The following is a 14305-nucleotide window of genomic DNA, read 5'->3' on the forward strand; positions in this document are numbered from 1 at the left end:
TCCTTGTCAGTCGGGGACGTTGTCCTTGAGCTCCGCTAGCCACGCCGTCGCCGAGACGTCCGACGGCATCCGCCAGTCACCTCGCGGCGAGAGCGCGCCGCCGGAGAGCACCTTGGGCCCGTTCGGGATGGCGGAGCGCTTGAACTGGTTGCCGAAGAAGCGGCGCAGGAACACCGCCATCCACTTCTTGATGGTGGGCAGGTCGTAGGCCGTCCGGTCGGCCTCCGGGTAGCCGGAGGGCCAGTGGCCGGCTTCGATGTCGCGCCACGCGTGGTGCGCCATGAACGCGATCTTGCTGGGCCGGTAGCCGCGGCGCAGGAAGCCGAAGAGGGTGAAGTCGTGCAGCGCGTAGGGGCCGATGGAGTCCTCCGTCGACTGCGGCTTCTGCCCCTCCCCCACCGGGATCAGCTCGGGTGAGATCTCGGTGTTGAGGATGGAGGCGAGCGTCTCGTTGACGCCGGTCTCCTCGAACTGGCCGGTGTTGATCACCCAGCGGATGAGGTGCTGCATGAGCGTCTTCGGCACCCCGGTGTTCACGGCGTAGTGGCTCATCTGATCACCCACCCCGTAGGTGCACCAGCCGAGCGCGAGCTCGGACAGGTCTCCGGTGCCCAGCACGATCCCGCCGCGCTGGTTGGCGGCGCGGAAGAGAAAGTCCGTCCTTATGCCTGCCTGCACGTTCTCGAACGTGACGTCGTAGACGGGCTGCCCGTCGCCGGCCGGGTGGCCGAGGTCCTTGAGCAGCTGGGTGGCCATGGGCGTGATGTCCACCGTCTCGAACGTGACGCCCAACGCCTCGGCCAGCAGCGTGGCGTTGTTCTTCGTGTGCGACGACGTGGCGAAGCCGGGCAGCGTGAACGCCAGGATGTGGGTGCGCGGCAGCGACAGCCTGTCGCACGCCTTGGCCGCGACGATCAACGCGTGCGTGGAATCCAGGCCCCCGCTCACGCCGATCACGATCTTCGGCGCCTTCGACGCATCGCCCCCGCCGATGGCCTTCATGCGCCGCTCGAGCCCTGAGACCTGGATGTTGTAGGCCTCGTAGCAGTCGTGATTCAAGCGGGCCGGGTCGTCGGGCACGAACGGGAAGCGGTCGTGCGGGCGGCGCAGCCCCAGATCCCCCGAGGGTGGCCGGACCGCGAACTCGATGCTCCGGTACTCCCCCACCCCCACCGCGCGCCGGTTGTCCTCGAACGAGCCCTGACGGATGCGCTCCTGACGAAGGCGGTCCAGGTCCAGGTCGACGACGGTGCGCTGGGCCGCGTGCGGGAAGCGTTCGGTCTGGCCGAGGAGATCGCCCATCTCGTAGACCATCGTCATGCCGTCCCAGGACAGGTCCGTGGTGGATTCGCCGAAGCTGGCCGCGGCGTACAGATAGGCGGAGTTGTTGCGGGCACTCGACGAGCGGGCCAGCAGGTGCCGGTCCTCGGCGCGGCCCACGGTGATGGGGGAGGCGGAGAGGTTGAGTTGCACCGTCGCACCGGCCAGCGACGCCAGAGACGACGGAGGCACCGGCACCCACATGTCCTCGCACACCTCCACGTGCACCGTGAGGCCGGGCACGTCGCGCGCGTCGAACAGCAGATCGGTGCCGAACGGCACCTCGCCGAACTCGGCGGGCCAGCCGGGACGGTGGAGCGTGCCGAGGTCCAGGTCCGCACCGTCGGCGAACCAACGCTTCTCGTAGAACTCGCGATAGTTGGGGAGGTACGCCTTGGGCACCACGCCGAGCACGTGCCCGCGGTGGATCACCACCGCGCAGTTGTAGAGCCTGTTGCCCGCGCGCAGGGGCGCGCCCACCACGAGCAGCGGCAGGAGGTCCGCCGTCGCGTCCGCCAGTTCGACGACGGCGCGGTCCACCGCGTCGAGCAGTACGTCCTGCAGCAGGAGGTCGTCGATGGCGTAGCCCGAGAGCGACAGCTCCGGGAACACCGCGACCGCCACCCCGTCGTCGTGGCAGGCCCTGGCCTCCACCGCGATCGCGTGCGCGTTGGCCGACGGGTCGGCCAGGGTGACCGGGAGCGTGCAGGCCGCGACCCGCGCGAACCCGTGCCGGTAGAGCGAGGTGAACTCCATGGGCGTCAGTCTTGCACGGAGGATTGTGCCCCACCTGCGAGTTGCACTAGCGTGACCCTCGGACGCGGGGTGCCGCCGTGACGCTAGGTCACTGTCGGCTGAGATCACACCCGTTGAACCTGATCCAGTTAGCACTGGCGAAGGGACGTCGTGTGATTTCTCACCCCTCGTCATCGGCCATGCCCTGTCGGCAGGCCGAGCGCTCCGCCCACAGGGGTCGAGCGCCGTCCACGGACGCCGGCTCGCCCGGCGAAGGAGGTGTAGCTGTGCGGGTGAACGGTGAGGAGATCCCAGGAGCCGCCGGCCAGTCCCTGCTCGACCTGCTGACCAGTCGGGGATTCGACGTGCACAGGGTCGCGGTGGAGCTCGGCGGGCAGATCGTGCCCCGGGCCAGGTACGACTCGGTGCGCGTCGGCCACGACGACATCGTCGAGGTCGTCGCGTTCGTCGGGGGCGGGTAGATGGGCGCCACCGCCGTCCGGGACGCCTATGTCGAGGGGCTCATCGACCGCCACGGCTGCGACGTGTACGAGCGGCTCGCCCGGGCCCGCGTCGCGATCGCCGGCCTCGGCGGGCTCGGCTCCCACATCGCATTCGCGCTGACCCGGCTGGGTGTGGGGCACCTGCGCCTCATCGACTTCGACATCGTCGAGATGTGCAACCTGAACCGCCAGAACTACCTCCTGCGGCACATCGGCATGCCGAAGACCGAAGCGCTCGCGGAGCAGCTCACAGCGATCAGCCCCCTGACCACGGTGGACATCGTCACCGTGAAGCTCACCCCTGACAACGTACCGACCCTGCTCACCGGATTCGACGTGGTGTGCGAGGCGTTCGACCTCGCCGACCAGAAGGCGATGCTGGTCAGCAGCCTGCTGGCCGACGTGCCCGACACGCCACTGGTGTCGGGCTCCGGGATGGCCGGCTACGGCAGCTCCAACACCATCACGACGAGGAGGGCCCTGGACCGGCTGTACCTCTCCGGGGATCTGGAGAGCGGGGCGACGGCGGGTCGAGGCCTCATGGCGCCCCGCGTGCAGCTGTGCGCGGCCCATCAGGCCAACACGGTGCTGCGGCTGCTGCTGGGACACGCCGATGTCTAGCGCGACGCTCGCCCCGACCGCCGTCGGGGATTGGTCGCTGGGTGGGCGCAGCTTCGGTTCCCGGCTGATCCTGGGGTCCGGCAAGTTCTCGCTGCCGCTGATCCGCGCCGTCGTCGACAACGGCGGCGCCGAGATCGTCACCGTCGCCCTGCGCCGCGCCAACGCCGGGGGGCTCGAGGACATCCTCGACCACATCCCCGGTTCGGTGACGCTGCTGCCGAACACCTCGGGCGCCCGCACAGCCGACGAGGCCGTCCGGATCGCGCGGCTGGCCCGGGAACTGGGCTGCGGAGATTTCGTGAAGGTCGAGGTGATCAACGACTCGAAGTACCTGTTCCCGGACAACGCGGAGACGGTCCGCGCCACCGAGATCCTCGCCGCCGACGGCTTCGTCGTGCTGCCCTACATGCATCCCGACCTGGTCGTCGCCCGGGCCCTGGTGTCGGCGGGCGCGGCGGCCGTGATGCCGCTGGGCGCCCCGATCGGCAGCAACAAGGGCCTGGTGGCGCGCGAGTTCATCCGGATCCTGATCGAGGAGATCGACCTGCCGATCATCGTCGACGCCGGCATCGGCCGCCCCTCTCAGGCGTGCGAGGCCATCGAGCTGGGTGCCGCCGCCGTGATGTGCAACACGGCCATCGCGACGGCCGCGGACGTCGGGCGCATGGCGACCGCGTTCCGGCTGGCGGTCGAGGCGGGCCGGGCCGGGCACCTGGCAGGCCCGGGGCGCGTCCTCGACCGGGCGGAGGCCTCCAGCCCGCTCACCGGATTCCTGGAGGACTGATGGCCGTCGCGCTGCGCGACCCCATGTCGTACCGCCCGGGCATGGAGTCGCTGGAGTCGCCGGTGATGGCGGAGGTGATGGCCGCGGTCGCCGGATACCATCCGGGCCACTACGGCGAGGCCGACGTGCGGGCCGCGCTCGCCCGGGACGAGGTGACGACCGAGGACTTCGCCGCGTTGCTGTCGCCGGCCGCCGACCCGCACCTGGAGGCCATGGCGGCCAGGGCGCGGGAGCTGACCCTCCGCCACCACGGCAACGGGATCGCGATGTTCACGCCCCTGTACCTGGCCAACTACTGCCAGAACGAGTGCACCTACTGCGGGTTCAGCGCCTCCAACCGGATCCACCGGGCGTCGCTGACGCCGGAGGAGATGGAGGCGGAGCTGGCGGAGATCGCCGCCACCGGCCTCCAGGAGGTGCTGCTGCTGACCGGCGAGTCCGAGCAGCGTTCCGGCGTGCGGTTCATCGGCGAGGCGGCGGAGAAGGCGGCGCGCCACTTCGCCGTCGTCGGCATCGAGGTGCAGCCGCTCAACACCGAGGACTACGCCTACCTGCACGACCGCGGCGTGGACTACGTGGCCGTCTACCAGGAGACCTACGACCTCGACACCTATTCGCGGGTGCACCTGTTCGGCCCCAAACGGGTGTTCCCGTACCGGTTCGACGCACCCGAGCGGGCCCTGAAAGGCGGCATGCGGGGCGTCGCGTTCGGGGCGCTGCTGGGGTTGGGCGATGCCCGCCGAGATGCCTTCGCCGTCGGCATGCATGCCCGCTCCATCCAGCGCCGCTATCCGCACGCCGAGATCACCTTGTCGGTGCCCCGGTTGCGGCCCTACATCAACCACGACGGGGTGGAGATCAACGTGACGGAGCGGCAACTGCTGCAGGTCATGCTCGCCTACCGCCTGCTCCTGCCGTACGCCGGGATCACCATCTCGACGCGGGAGCGGGCGGGGTTCCGCGACAACGTCGCCGGGCTGGTCGCCACCCGCATGTCGGCGGGCGTCAGCGTCGGCGTCGGCGGACACGCGGCCGAGGAGAAGGGCGACGAGCAGTTCGAGATCTCCGACACGCGCAGCCTGGCGGAGATCCATCGCGTCCTCGTGGATCGCGGCCTGCAGCCCGTCTACCGCGACCACATCCGGACCTGACCCGGCGCGGACGCCCCTCGTCCGCGCCGGCGGGCCCTGCTAGCCGACGCCGCCATCGGCCCAGGCGTCCAGGAGGGCCGCTGCCCGGGCGCCCGGGTCCTCGGCGTCCATGACGCACCGCACCACCGCGACCCCCGCGACCCCGGTCCGGCGCAGGGCCGCGACGTCGCCCGGCCCGATGTCGCCGATGGCCACGACCGGCAGTTCGCTGGCTGTCACCAGCGGCGGGTAGCCGTCGAGGCCCAGGGGTGGACGGCCCGAGTCCTTGGTCGGGGTGAGCCGGTACGGGCCGGCCCCGAGGTAGTCGACGACGTCGGCCACGTCGTTCGCGGCGCGCACCAGGTCCAGGGTGCCTGTCGTCAGCCCGATCAGCGCGCCGGGCCCGAGGAGGTCGCGGGCGGAGCGCACCGGCAGGTCGTCCTGCCCGAGGTGGACGCCATGGACGTGCGCCCCGCGTCGCATGGCGGCATGGGCGACGTCGGCCCGGTCGTCGACGAGCACGCGCGTCGCCGGGTTCGCCGAGGCCACACCGTCGGCCACCCGCAGCACCAGGTCCAGCAGGTCCCGCGCGGACAGTTGTTTCGCCCGGACCTGTACGACGCCCGCACCCGCGGCCGCGGCGGCCGACGCGGCTGCGACGGTGGCGGGGCCGGCGCCCGAGGTGACCAGGTACAGCCGGTAGTCGGGGAAGGCACCGGGCGACGACGGACCGCCGGGGAGGGCCACCGGCCCCTCACCGCTTCCCGGCCGCGGTGACGTCCAGGTAGACCTGGCCGCCGCTGGCACGGAACTCCACTGACTTCTCCTTCAGACCATGGGCGGCCCTGATGTCCTGGCTGATCCGCATCGAGCAGAACTTCGGCCCGCACATCGAGCAGAAGTGGGCGGTCTTCGCCGGCTCCGCCGGCAGCGTCTCGTCGTGGTACGCGATCGCGGTGTCCGGGTCGAGCGACAGCGCGAACTGGTCGTGCCAGCGGAACTCGAACCGGGCCTTCGACAGGGCGTCGTCCCGGATCCTGGCCCCCGGGTGCCCCTTCGCGACGTCGGCGGCATGCGCGGCGATCTTGTACGTGACCACGCCCGTCTTGACGTCGTCGCGGTTCGGCAGGCCCAGGTGTTCCTTCGGGGTGACGTAGCACAGCATCGCCGTGCCGTGCATCGCGATGACGGCGGCCCCGATGGCGGAGGTGATGTGGTCGTAGCCAGGAGCGATGTCGGTCACCAGCGGGCCGAGGGTGTAGAACGGGGCGCCGTGGCACCAGTCCTGCTGCAGCCGGACGTTCTCCTCCACCAGGTTCAGCGGCACGTGCCCGGGGCCCTCCACCATCACCTGCACGTCGTGGGCCCAGGCGCGCTGGGTCAGCTCCGCCAGGGTCCGCAGCTCGCTCAGCTGCGCCTCGTCGTTGGCGTCGGCGGTGGCGCCCGGACGCAGCCCGTCGCCGAGGCTGAACGCCACGTCGTACCGGGCGAAGATCTCGCACAGCTCGTCGAAGTGCGTGTAGAGGAACGACTCCTCGTGGTGCGCCAGGCACCAGGCCGCCATGATCGATCCCCCGCGCGAGACGATGCCCGTGACCCGGTTGGCGGTCAGCGGCACGTAGCGCAGGAGCACGCCGGCGTGGATGGTCATGTAGTCCACGCCCTGCTCGGCCTGCTCGATCACCGTGTCGCGGAAGATCTCCCAGGTGAGCAGCTCGGCGCGCCCGTCGACCTTCTCCAGCGCCTGGTACAGCGGCACGGTGCCCAGCGGCACCGGGGCATTGCGGATCACCCACTCGCGGGTCGTGTGGATGTCGTCGCCTGTGGACAGATCCATCACGGTGTCGGCCCCCCACCTGGTGGCCCAGCGCGCCTTGTCCACCTCCTCGGTGATCGAACTGGTGACGGCCGAGTTCCCGATGTTCGCGTTGACCTTCGTGAGGAAGCGCCGCCCGATGATCATGGGTTCGCTCTCCGGGTGGTTCACGTTGGCCGGGATGATGGCCCGGCCGGCCGCCACCTCGCTGCGGACGAGCTCCACGTCGCAGCCCTCGCGCAGCGCCACATAGCGCATCTCGGGAGTCACCAGCCCCTGGCGGGCGTAGTGCATCTGCGTGACCGTCCTGCCCTGCCGCGCCCGCAGCACGGTGCGCTCCGGGCCGCGCCACTCCTCGGCCGACCCGCCTCGGCGCAGCGCGGCGCGTCCGTCGTCGATGAGTTGCCGCGCGCGCCGCCCCTGCCAGGGTTCGACGTCGTCGCGGGCGAGGATCCAGTCCGTCCTCAGGGGAGGGATGCCTGTCGTCGGATCGGTGTCGGGACCGCAGGTGCGGTAGACGTGCACGTCGGGGTTGTCGGTCCCATCGGGTGACGGATCCAGCGACACCGCGGTGACGGGGACGCTGATGTCGTCGTCGAGCAGGTGGACGACACGGTGTTTCGGATGGATCTCACTCACGAGCGAGCCTCTCTTCCTTCGCCGGCATAACCCGGGCAGGTTCGACGGTCCGGGCGGCATCAGCCCGATCTCAGCCCTTGCCTGGGCTCCCGTGGGGACAACAGTGACTGTAGCGGGTGCCGTCGCCGGATCTCGTCCGGGCCACGATGAGGTTTGCCTGCAGCACGACGCGGCAGGCGAAGCTCTACGGCTGCGCGGCGCTCACGCGCGCCGGGCAGGCCGACCTCCGGGAGGGGAGTCGGCGGTGGTCCACCTGGCCTTCAGCCACTCCCAGCCCCGCCTGATCCGCGACATCAACACCCACGCCAGCCACATCATCGCGATCAGCAGGACTCCCGCGACGACCGCGGCCGCCACGGGGAAGAGCACGGCCAGCGTCGTCACCCCGACGACGCCGACGTCGCCCGCCGCCGACGCCGCGACATTGGACACCGGCTCCGGCGAGGTGTTCACCGCCAGCCGGATGCCGGCCTTGGAGAGGTGGCTGAGCAGCGCCGTCACCCCGCCGACGGCGGCGAGGGAGATGGTGAGGATGTCGCCGTTCGCGCCGGCGATCAGCGCCCCGATGACGGCGCCGGCGATGGGGCGGATCACAGTCGAGGGCACGTCCCAGATGGAGTCGACGACGGGGATCTTGTCCGCGATCAGCTCCAGCAGGGCGAGGACTCCCATGACGATGAGCACGTCCGTGCGCATGAACCCCTCGGGCACGCCGCCGGTCCCGGCGTAGCGGCCGAGCAGCCCGAGGATGAACACCGTCGCGTAGGCGTTGATGCCGGATGCCCACCCGGAGGCGAACGTCATGGGGAGCAGTTCCATGCCGCCATTATGGCGAGCCGGCCTGGCCGCGCGCTGGGTCCGGATCGCCAGGGACGCGTTGAGCCGGACACGGCTCTCGCGGTGGAAGCTTGAGCCGGACACGGCCCTTGCGGCGGACGCTTGAGCCGGACTTCGGCCTCAACCGCCGATGCGGCCAGTTTGATCGATCCAACGCGCGACGAGTCCGAAGCCAGGCTCAAACCGTCCCCGCGAGAGCCGTGTCCGGCTCAAACCGTCCCCCTCGCGGGACAGCGGACGCCAGGGGCCGCGCGTCAGGCGGCGGGCTCCCACCCGGGGGGCATCATCACCCGGAGCGCCTTGGGCTCCACGTGCACAGAGAGCGACACCACCTTGCCGAAGTAGTCACCGTCGAGCTGGATCGACTCGGGCTCCCGGAGCCACACCTCGAGGCTCCGGCACCGCTGGTACCTCAGCTCGCCCTCGCCGCCCTCGCGGTTCCGGCGGCCGCGCAGGATGCCGTTGTCCACCACGACTCCCCAGGCCACCCGCACCCAGCCCAACATGCCCTGCGGCTCCATCGCCAACACATCGAGGACCCCGTCATCGACGGCGGCATCGGGCATCAGCGTCACGTTGCCGCCGATCGACCCGCAGTTACCCACGAGCACGGTGTGCACCCTGGCGCGCTGCGGGGGTTGGTCGTCGAGGCGGAACTGCAGGCGCATCCGGTGATTGCGACGCAACTTCTCCACGCCAACCTTCACGTAGGCCAGCATGCCGACCCGCTTCTTCAGTTCCTCGTCGGTGCTGGACATGATCTGGGCGTCCAGGCCCATGCCTGCCATGACGACGAAGACGCGCTCCTCGTGTTCGCCACCGGGCCGCACCCAGTCCAGGACCCCCACGTCCACGGGGCGCGGGACCCCCTGGAACGCCGCCGTCACTGAGCCTTGGAGGTTGCCCAACGGGAGACGCAGGTTCCTGGCCAGCAGGTTCCCGGTGCCACGGGGACAGAGGCCCAACGGCACCGCGCTCCCCCTCAGCCCCTCGGCGACCGCGCGGATGGTGCCGTCGCCGCCGACGGCCAGCACGAGGGCGCAGCCCTCCTCGACCGCCTGCCGCGCCATGCCCGCCCCGGGGTCATCGGCGGAGGTCTCCAGCCACAGCGAGGACCCCCAGCCGGAGGACCGCTCCGCGTCGGCGACCGCCAGCTCAAGTTCCGCACGGTCCACCTTCGTGGGGTTGAACACGACGGCGGCGCGCCTCGTCCCGGCGCCGTTCGGTTCGCTCATGGGCTCAGTCCTTCCACACGGGGATGGCGCGGGAGCCGTCGGGCTTCGCCTGTTCCTGCCAGACGATGACGGACCAGGCCGCCACCGTCGCGCTGTCGGAGACGATCATGCCCTCGCCCTCGTTCCAGAAGTTGCACGCCGGCTCCGCGAAGGTGGAGGTGTCCACCAGGCGGCGCCACACACAGCCCTCCAGAGGAGGCGGGACCTTGAACTCGATCTCCTGGTCGGCCATGTTGATCATGACCCAGAAGTCGTCGCCCGGGGAATCGATCTGGATGGAGACCGCCCGGTCCCCCTCCATGGGGAACCCCTCTCCCGACGGGGTGTGGAAGAGGTACGACACGTCCTTGTCGTCTGCCACCATGTCCCCCCAGCGCCTCTGCTGCAGTGCTTCATGGCGCTGGCGCAGGTTGGCGAGGAACGTGGCGAAGCGGAACTGGCCGTTGACGTGGGGCGCCGTCTCGTACTGGCCGAGGTTGTCGTGGTAGCCCTCGTCCACCCCGTCGGCCACCGGCACCCGCTGGGGCGCGTTGGTGGGGATCATGGCGTAGTTGTTGCGCATGGCCACCGAGTCCAGCGCCCACGGGTTGTTGTTGCCGTTCTGGGTGCGGCCGAACTCGTCTCCGGCCACGATCATGGGCACGCCGCGGGAGAAGAACAGGATGCTCCACAGGTTGCGCAGCCGCTGGCGCCTGAGCGCCTGCGAGCCCCCCGAATCCCAGGAGAGGTTGTCGTCCGAACCGCCGTCGGACGGGCCGAACGGCGGCGGCTGATCGTTCTGCTTCTCCTGGTAGGACACCAGGTCCGCCATGTTGAAGCCGTCGTGGGCGGTGACGAAGTTGATGGTCTTCTGGGCGCCGCCGCTGTCATGGAAGTGGTGGTAGTCCCCGTTGAACATGTCCGTGAACGCCACCATGTTGGCGTCTCCCTTGGTGAACCGGCGCACGGCGTCGCGGTAGCGGCCGTTCCACTCGCCCCAACCGCGCGGGAAGTTGCCCACCTCGTAGCCCCACAGGTCCCACGCCTCGGCGATGACCTCGATGTGTTCGGCCTTCGCCATGGACGCGATGTCCACCAGCAGCGGGTGGTCCGAGAAGAACCGCTTCTGCCTGGCCCAGTCGTCGGGATGAGCCTCGCCCGGGAGCCGCCCCAGGACGGTGGCCAGATCGAACCGGAAACCGTCCACCTGCATGTCCTGCGTCCAGTACCGCAGGGAGTCGAGCACCAGGTTCCTGGCGGCCTGGGAGGAATAGTTGACCTGGTTCGAGGTGCCGGTGGCACCGTCGACGAGCACCTTGTCGGAGGTCATCTGGTAGTACTCCGCGCACGCGAACCCGCCGAGGCTGGTGAAGCCGGTGGTGTTGACGTCGCCGTTCCAGTTGCCGCCTTCGGCGGTGTGGTTGTACACCACGTCGAGATAGACCTCGAGGCCCGCGTCGTGGAACGCCGAGACCATCTCCTTGAACTCGCGGGTGGGGCCGCACCAGGCCTTGTCCGCCGCGTATTGGCGGTTGGGGGCGAAGAACGACAGCGTCATGTAGCCCCAGGCGTTCACGGCGCCGTGGCGCGCCGACTCCGACGCGTTCGTCTCGTGCACCGGCAGCAACTCGACGGTGGTGACCCCCAGAGCCTTGAGGTAGGGCGCCATCATCCCGGCACCCTTGTACGTCCCCTGGAACTCCTCAGGGATGTCGACGACGCCCTCGAAACCCGGCTCTCGGCTCAGCAGCTGGGACAGCCGCGCCACCGAGGGGTGCCCGGTGAGCTGCTCCACCTGCACCTCGTAGATGACGGTCTTCTCACCCGGGATCCGCGGCTTGGGCGTGACCGGGGTGTAGTCGGCGATGAGCACGCCCTTCGGGGCGTAGGGCCCGGTGTCGATGGTGCGACGGGGGACGCCGTCGACCAGGTCCCCGCCGGTGCCGAACACGCCGTCGTTGACGCCGTACTCGTGCAGCTGATCGGTGAAGACGTTGTGGGTGACCTCGCGGGCATACGGGTCGAAGAGCACCTTGTTGGGGTTGAACCGGTTGCCGTGCTGATCCAGGTCCGAGATGAACCCGAGGTCCGACCCGGGCTTCCAGCCCTTCACGTACGGCCAGTTGCGGCCCCAGGCACGGAACCCGATGAGGGCGCCGAACTGCAGACCCTGCAGCAGCGCCCGCCAGATGCCGTCCCTGCCCTTGACGAGCAGGTAGGTGCGATCGGCTGAGGCACCCATCGCGTCGGGATAGATCTCCAGCTGGACCCTGGTGGCAGCCGGCGCGTAGATCGCGAAGGTGACGCCCTCGGCGTGGGGGTGGGTGCCGAGAGGCCAGGTGGCCTTGGACCAGGAGCGCCGGTCCAGCGCGATCACGCGTGTCATGGCGTCGATTCTGGCACGCCACCCCGACACGCACGGCAACGCGCTTGCGAGACCCCTTCCCATGGGGCGCAGACAGGAGGACTCTGAGGGTATGAACACGCGCCCGAATGTGGTGCTCGCCGTGGTGGCCGGGCTGGTGGTCCTGCTCGCGATCGTCGCCGGGGTCATGGCCACCAACCGGGAGCCGCCCGAGATGGACCCCGGCACCCCGGACGGCACGGCACAGTTGCTCGCGCTCGCCGTCATCGACGGCGACGACGAGGAGGCCGTCTCCTACCTCGACCCGGCATTGGGCTGCACGGTGCCCCTGCCGGAGGTCTACCGGCCGACCAGGATGAGCATGTCCGTGGTGGACACGAAGGTCGACGGCGACAGGGCCACGGTCGTGCTCAACGTCACCGAGTCCAGCGGGGGGCTGTTCAGTTCCTACGATCACCGCGAGGTGATCGAGCTGAAGGCCGACGGCGACGGCTGGATGGCCACCGGCCATCCGTGGCCCATCTACTCGTGCAAGTGAGGTCGTGATGTTCGAGGTGTTCGGCGCGCTGCTCTCCCTGGCCCTGCCCGTGGTGGTGATCGTGCTCGTCGTCGCGGCAGCCCGACGGCGCGGCCCGGGCATCGACGCCCACGGCGTGCGGCGGTTCTTCCAATACGCGGTGCTGTTCGCACTGGTCATCGTCGTGGCGATCGGGGTCTCGGAGCTCCTGGCGCTGCTCCTGGGGGCCGAGGTCCCCGAGTGGGAGGATCCGGACGCTCGGCTTGCCCGGGGCCTGGCGTTCGTGTTCGTCGGCGGCCCGCTCGCCGCACTGATCGCGTGGTGGACGAGGCGCGCCCACCGGGCGGATCCCGCCGAGCGCGAGTCCGGCCTCTACGCCCTCTACGTGACGCTGGCCGCGCTGGTGGGGGCCGTCGTAGCCGCGACGGCGCTCCCGGAGATCGGCTCGGCGGCGCTCCAGGGCGAACTGGAACACGAGGCGCTGGCGCGTCTCGTCGCCTTCGCGGGCATGTGGGCCTTCCATTGGTGGCTGGCCACCCGCACCCTGGACGCGGAGCGCAACACCCCGCACCTCCTCCTGGGATCGGTGGTGGGGCTGGCGCTGGGCGTGACGGGACTCGTCCTCACCCTCGGCTCCGCGCTCGACCTGCTGCTCCGGACGGACATGATCGGCAACCCTCTGACCACGCTCGGCGAGGGCGGTGGACTTCTCCTGGGCGGGGCCCTGATCTGGGTGCGTTACTGGGCCACGTCCGCGGTATCGCTGCCGCGCCGCCCGCTGTGGCTCGCGGTGGTCCTGCCGCTGGGCGTGGGCGGCGGGCTGATCATGACGCTCGTGGCGGGCAGCCAATTGCTGTGGAGCGTGTTGGTGTGGTTCCTCGGGGACCGCCAGGAGGCATCAGCCTCCAACCACTTCGACTCGGCCCCGGTGGAGATCGCCGCCGTGTTCGTCGGCCTGCTGGTGTGGTGGTATCACCGGACCATCCTCGGCGAAGGTGAGGGACGCACCGAGCCGCGGCGCGTCTACGAGTACCTGGTGGCGGGCATCGGGCTGGGGGCGGCCGCAATCGGCGTGGGCACCGTGCTCGTGGCGCTCATCGAGTCTCTGACGCCGGGCGTGGACGCGGGGATGACGGTGCTCAACACGCTCTGGTCCGCCGTCACGCTGCTCGCCGTCGGGGTGCCCGTGTGGTGGATCTTCTGGGCTCGCATCCGCCGGGCCGCCGCCGCATCCCCCGATGTGGAGCTCAGCTCGCCCACCCGGCGCGTGTACCTGGTGACCCTGTTCGGGCTTGCCGGGGTGGCGGCGGTGGTGGCCCTCATCGCGGTGGCGGTGATCCTGTTGCAGGACGTCGTCGCGGGGTCGGTGAGCGCCGCCACCGTCCGGTCGATGCGCTACGGGCTGGGCACGCTGGTGAGCGCTGCCGCCGTGTCCGCCTATCACGGCTCCGTGTTCCGCATGGACCGGGCCACCGGCGTGACGACGCGGGCGCGGGGGCCGCGGACCGTGCTGCTGATCGGCGCGGTCGGGCCAGAGGTCGACCGCGATCTCGCCCGCGCCACCGGCGCCCGGGTGGAGGTGTGGGGGCGCCTGGACTCCGCGGCCGACTCGTGGGACGTCGCGGCGCTGGCGGAGGAACTGGCGGCATACCCAGGGGCCGACGTGGTCGTGCTGGGCGAGGGTGCCGGTCACTGGGTCTTCCGGGTGGACCCGTCGGGTCGTGTCGCGGCCCCGACCGCCCCCGCGGCACCGGCTGAGGATCGAGCCGCATCTGGCGGCGAAACGGCGCAGTTCGCGCGTCCCGACAGCTGAGCCATTCGCGG

At 70.4% G+C, this 14305-nt stretch carries 12 protein-coding genes and 1 riboswitch; of the genes, 6 read left to right on the top strand and 6 right to left on the bottom strand.

The genetic code is table 11. The features are described 5' to 3' along the window. Positions 1-6 precede the first annotated feature (6 nt). Positions 7-2076: an NAD(+) synthase gene (locus ACX1D0_RS11990; protein WP_458995319.1), complete on the bottom strand. Its 2070-nt coding sequence runs from the start codon at positions 2074-2076 to the stop codon at positions 7-9. 55 nt (positions 2077-2131) lie between these two features. Continuing rightward, positions 2132-2239, top strand: a riboswitch (TPP riboswitch). Positions 2240-2342: 103 nt separating this feature from the next. Between ACX1D0_RS11990 and thiS the strand changes: the two genes are divergently transcribed. The 4 genes from thiS to thiH are packed head-to-tail and all read left to right on the top strand — an operon-like array spanning position 2343 to position 5114. Further along, positions 2343-2537: a sulfur carrier protein ThiS gene (gene thiS, locus ACX1D0_RS11995; protein WP_458995320.1), complete on the top strand. Its 195-nt coding sequence runs from the start codon at positions 2343-2345 to the stop codon at positions 2535-2537. Next, positions 2538-3179: a sulfur carrier protein ThiS adenylyltransferase ThiF gene (gene thiF / locus ACX1D0_RS12000; RefSeq protein ID WP_458995321.1), complete on the top strand. Its 642-nt coding sequence runs from the start codon at positions 2538-2540 to the stop codon at positions 3177-3179. Next, positions 3172-3963, top strand: coding sequence for a thiazole synthase (locus ACX1D0_RS12005; RefSeq protein ID WP_458995322.1), 792 nt, complete (start codon positions 3172-3174; stop codon positions 3961-3963). Before thiF ends, ACX1D0_RS12005 begins: the two co-directional genes overlap by 8 nt. Next, positions 3963-5114: a 2-iminoacetate synthase ThiH gene (gene thiH, locus ACX1D0_RS12010; protein WP_458995323.1), complete on the top strand. Its 1152-nt coding sequence runs from the start codon at positions 3963-3965 to the stop codon at positions 5112-5114. Before ACX1D0_RS12005 ends, thiH begins: the two co-directional genes overlap by 1 nt. Positions 5115-5153: 39 nt before the next feature. On the opposite strand, the gene ACX1D0_RS12015 is transcribed toward thiH, so the two are convergent. The 5 genes from ACX1D0_RS12015 to ACX1D0_RS12035 form a co-directional block, all read right to left on the bottom strand. Beyond that, a complete protein-coding gene (locus tag ACX1D0_RS12015) occupies positions 5154-5840 on the bottom strand; it encodes a thiamine phosphate synthase (RefSeq protein WP_458995324.1) in 687 nt (228 codons plus the stop codon). Between the two features lie 7 nt (positions 5841-5847). Further along, complete coding sequence (thiC, locus tag ACX1D0_RS12020) at positions 5848-7548, bottom strand: phosphomethylpyrimidine synthase ThiC (RefSeq protein WP_458995325.1); 1701 nt, start codon at positions 7546-7548, stop codon at positions 5848-5850. A gap of 201 nt (positions 7549-7749) precedes the next feature. Continuing rightward, entirely contained in the window at positions 7750-8367 is a 618-nt protein-coding gene (locus tag ACX1D0_RS12025; RefSeq protein ID WP_458995326.1) for a DUF4126 domain-containing protein, read from the bottom strand. A gap of 272 nt (positions 8368-8639) precedes the next feature. Further along, on the bottom strand, positions 8640-9620 hold the full coding sequence (locus tag ACX1D0_RS12030; protein WP_458995327.1) for a diacylglycerol/lipid kinase family protein: 981 nt from the start codon (positions 9618-9620) through the stop codon (positions 8640-8642). A 4-nt stretch (positions 9621-9624) separates the two neighbouring features. Then, a complete protein-coding gene (locus ACX1D0_RS12035) occupies positions 9625-11985 on the bottom strand; it encodes a glycogen debranching protein (protein ID WP_458995328.1) in 2361 nt (786 codons plus the stop codon). 91 nt (positions 11986-12076) lie between these two features. Here ACX1D0_RS12035 and ACX1D0_RS12040 point away from each other — a divergent pair, with 91 nt between their 5' ends. Both ACX1D0_RS12040 and ACX1D0_RS12045 read left to right on the top strand, forming a co-directional pair. Continuing rightward, the gene (locus ACX1D0_RS12040; RefSeq protein ID WP_458995329.1) at positions 12077-12502 is read left to right on the top strand and encodes a hypothetical protein; all 426 of its coding nucleotides are present in this window, start codon (positions 12077-12079) and stop codon (positions 12500-12502) included. Positions 12503-12509: 7 nt separating this feature from the next. After that, the gene (locus ACX1D0_RS12045) at positions 12510-14294 is read left to right on the top strand and encodes a DUF5671 domain-containing protein (RefSeq protein ID WP_458995330.1); all 1785 of its coding nucleotides are present in this window, start codon (positions 12510-12512) and stop codon (positions 14292-14294) included. Positions 14295-14305 lie beyond the last annotated feature (11 nt).

The sequence above is a fragment of the Tessaracoccus pujii genome, assembly GCF_054483895.1.

What these genes read in the sequence shown, in the direction of transcription:
- ACX1D0_RS11990 (WP_458995319.1), bottom strand. Translation starts at nt 2,076, where the DNA reads ATGGAGTTCACCTCGCTCTACCGGCACGGGTTCGCGCGGGTCGCGGCC.
- thiF (WP_458995321.1), top strand. Translation starts at nt 2,538, where the DNA reads ATGGGCGCCACCGCCGTCCGGGACGCCTATGTCGAGGGGCTCATCGAC.
- ACX1D0_RS12005 (WP_458995322.1), top strand. Translation starts at nt 3,172, where the DNA reads ATGTCTAGCGCGACGCTCGCCCCGACCGCCGTCGGGGATTGGTCGCTG.
- thiH (WP_458995323.1), top strand. Translation starts at nt 3,963, where the DNA reads ATGGCCGTCGCGCTGCGCGACCCCATGTCGTACCGCCCGGGCATGGAG.
- ACX1D0_RS12025 (WP_458995326.1), bottom strand. Translation starts at nt 8,367, where the DNA reads ATGGAACTGCTCCCCATGACGTTCGCCTCCGGGTGGGCATCCGGCATC.
- ACX1D0_RS12030 (WP_458995327.1), bottom strand. Translation starts at nt 9,620, where the DNA reads ATGAGCGAACCGAACGGCGCCGGGACGAGGCGCGCCGCCGTCGTGTTC.
- ACX1D0_RS12035 (WP_458995328.1), bottom strand. Translation starts at nt 11,985, where the DNA reads ATGACACGCGTGATCGCGCTGGACCGGCGCTCCTGGTCCAAGGCCACC.
- ACX1D0_RS12040 (WP_458995329.1), top strand. Translation starts at nt 12,077, where the DNA reads ATGAACACGCGCCCGAATGTGGTGCTCGCCGTGGTGGCCGGGCTGGTG.
- ACX1D0_RS12045 (WP_458995330.1), top strand. Translation starts at nt 12,510, where the DNA reads ATGTTCGAGGTGTTCGGCGCGCTGCTCTCCCTGGCCCTGCCCGTGGTG.